General features: G+C 73.5%; 2 protein-coding genes and 1 pseudogene. 1 reads left to right on the top strand and 2 read right to left on the bottom strand.

Annotation, left to right across the window (positions count from 1 at the left end; genetic code table 11):
• A pseudogene (locus FV229_RS26395) lies at nt 1–277 on the top strand (PLP-dependent aminotransferase family protein); the annotation flags it as partial.
• Nucleotides 278–389: 112 nt separating this feature from the next.
• Here the strand turns inward: FV229_RS26395 and FV229_RS26390 are convergent.
• A complete protein-coding gene (locus FV229_RS26390; RefSeq protein ID WP_147754747.1) occupies nt 390–1427 on the bottom strand; it encodes an ABC transporter ATP-binding protein in 1038 nt (345 codons plus the stop codon).
• A gap of 8 nt (nt 1428–1435) precedes the next feature.
• Nucleotides 1436–2506, bottom strand: a complete 1071-nt coding sequence (locus tag FV229_RS26385; protein WP_147754746.1) for an ABC transporter ATP-binding protein — start codon at nt 2504–2506, stop codon at nt 1436–1438.
• Nucleotides 2507–2590 lie beyond the last annotated feature (84 nt).

Genomic DNA, 2590 nt, shown 5'->3' with positions numbered 1-2590 from the left:
CCGGGCCGCCGGCCTGCTCGACGTCGCGCCGCTGGAGGGCGGGATGCACCTCGTCGCCCGCCCGGGGCCGGACTGGCCGTCCCGCCTCGGCGATGTCGCGGCCGTGGCCGCCCTGGCGCAGGCCGGCATCGCGGCCGTGGCGCTCTCGGCCTACTATTCCGACCCGGGCAACGCCGCCCCGGGCCTCCTCCTCGGCTACGCCGCCGTGCCCGAGCGCGCCATCGCGCCGGCGGTGACGCGCATGGCGACGACCTTGCGGGCCGCCGGCGGGGGCTGATGCGCGGGTTCCACAAGGCCGAGGCTCAGAGCACGATCCTGCACACCGGGGATCGGGCTTCCCGGCCGGCGACGGCTTCAGCCGATTGAAGTGACGGATGTGGTCCGCCGGCTCAGGCCGCCGCCTCGGCTCTCACCGGCTGCGGCCCGGCGCGGTAGGCGGCGGACGCCTCCTCCGTGCGCCAGCAGGCGGCCAGGTGCCCGCCGCCGACTTCGACCGAGGGCGGGGTCTCGCGGCACTTGTCGATCGCGAGGAAGCAGCGCGGGGCGAACGGGCAGCCGGCGGGGCGGTTGGCGAGGTCCGGCGGGCTCCCCGGGATCGTCTGCAGCCGTGCGCGCTTTCCGTCGACTTCCTTGGCCAGCGCCCCCTCCGCGCGGCTGCGCAGCAGGCCGATCGTGTAGGGGTGGTGGGGATCGAGCACCACTTGGTGCGCGGTGCCGGTCTCGACGATGCGGCCGGCATACATCACCGAGATCCGGTCGGCGACCTCGACCGCCGCGCCGAGATCGTGCGTCACCAGGATGATCGACAGGCCGAGGTCGCGCTGCAGCTCGCGCAGCAGCAGCAGGATCTGGATCTGCACCGTGGCGTCGAGCGCGGTGGTCGGCTCGTCGGCGAGCAGCACCTGCGGCCGGCAGGCGAGCGCGAGCGCGATCATCGCGCGCTGGCGCATGCCGCCCGACATCTCGTGCGGGTAGGCGTCGAGGCGCCGTTCCGGGCTCGGGATGCGGACGCGCTCGAACAGCGCGAGCGCCCGCTGCCGGGCGCCGGCCGCGTCGATCTTCTCGTGCCGGCGGATCGCCTCCGTGATCTGGCGGCCGACGGTGTACACCGGATCGAAGGCGAGCAGCGGCTCCTGGAAGATCATCGCGGCGACGTGCCCGCGGAAATCCGCCAGCTCGCGCTTCGACAGGGCCAGCACGTCGCGGCCCGCCACCGCGATCTTGCCGCGGGTGCGGCTGCGGCCTTCCGGGAAGAGGCGTAGGATCGCGCGCAGCGTCACGCTCTTGCCCGAGCCCGACTCGCCGATCAGCGCCATGGCCTGGCCGCGCTCGAGCCGGAGGTCGACGCCGTCGACCACCTCGACCTTGCCGAAGCCGACCTTGAGGTCGACGAGCTCGACGGCGGGGGCGTTCGGATTCGCGTTCATGGGTCCGCTCATGCCGCCACCTGCTCGGCGGCGGGCGCAAGGGAATGGCCCGAGCCCGGCTGACGCGCGAGGCAGGCGGCCTGGTGCAGCGGCGCGATCGGGGCGAGCGGCGGCGTCGCCTGGGAGCACACCGGCTCGGCGAGGCGGCAGCGCGGATGGAAGCGGCAGCCGTCGGGCGGGTCGATCGGGTTCGGCGGGTCGCCGGTGAGCAGGGCGGCCTGCGTACGGTTGTCGGGATCGAGCGACGGCATCGAGGCGAGCAGCGCCTGGGTGTAGGGGTGGGCGGGCTCGGCCAGCACCGTGTCCGAGGGGCCGAGCTCGGCGACGCGCCCGAGATACATCACCATCACCCGGTCGCAGATGAAGCGCACCACGTTGAGGTCGTGGCTGATGAACAGGTAGGTCAGCCCGAACTCCGCCTTGAGGTCGAGGAGCAGGTTGAGCACCTGCGCCTCCACCGACTTGTCGAGGGCCGAGACCGCCTCGTCGAGGAGGATCAGCCGCGGCTCCAGAGCCAGGGCGCGGGCGATGTTGACCCGCTGGCGCTGGCCGCCGGACAGCTCGTGCGGGTAGCGCCCGGCGAAGCGTTTCGGCTCCAGGCCGACGCGGGCGAGGAGCCCGCGGGCGCGCTCGATCGCCTCGCGGCTGCCGACTCCGTTGACCGTCGGCCCGAAGGCGATCGAGGCCTCCACCGTCATCCGCGGGTTGAGCGAGGCGTAGCTGTCCTGGAACACCATCTGCACCTGGCGGCGATAGGTCCGCCACGGCATCGCGCGGGAGCCCACCGCCTCGCCGTCGAACAGCATCTCGCCCTGGTCGCGCTCGATCAGCCCCATCAGGAGCTTGGCCGTCGTCGACTTGCCGCAGCCGGATTCGCCGACGATCCCGAGGGTCTCGCCCTTCAAGGCCTGGAAGTCGACGCCGTCGACGGCGCGCACGACCGACTTCTTGCCCCCGACGCCCTTGCGCACGGGGAAGTGCTTGACGAGGCCCGAGACCGACAGGAGCGGCTGGGCCGGGCCGCCGCGGTCGCGCAGGGCCGCGATCGCGAGGTCGGCGGGCTGGACGATGACGCTCATGTCGGCTGCCCTTGATGACGCGGCCAAGGCGACCCGCCGTATGGGCGGTGCTGCTCCCTCTCCCGGGGGGGGAGGGTTGGGGAG

This window comes from Methylobacterium sp. WL120, assembly GCF_008039465.1.
Taxonomy (GTDB): domain Bacteria; phylum Pseudomonadota; class Alphaproteobacteria; order Rhizobiales; family Beijerinckiaceae; genus Methylobacterium; species Methylobacterium cerastii.
This window is presented reverse-complemented; position numbering and strand designations above follow the sequence as displayed.

Coding starts and splice junctions, on each gene's coding strand:
- FV229_RS26385 (WP_147754746.1), bottom strand. CDS start 2,506: ATGAGCGTCATCGTCCAGCCCGCCGACCTCGCGATCGCGGCCCTGCGC.
- FV229_RS26390 (WP_147754747.1), bottom strand. CDS start 1,427: ATGAACGCGAATCCGAACGCCCCCGCCGTCGAGCTCGTCGACCTCAAG.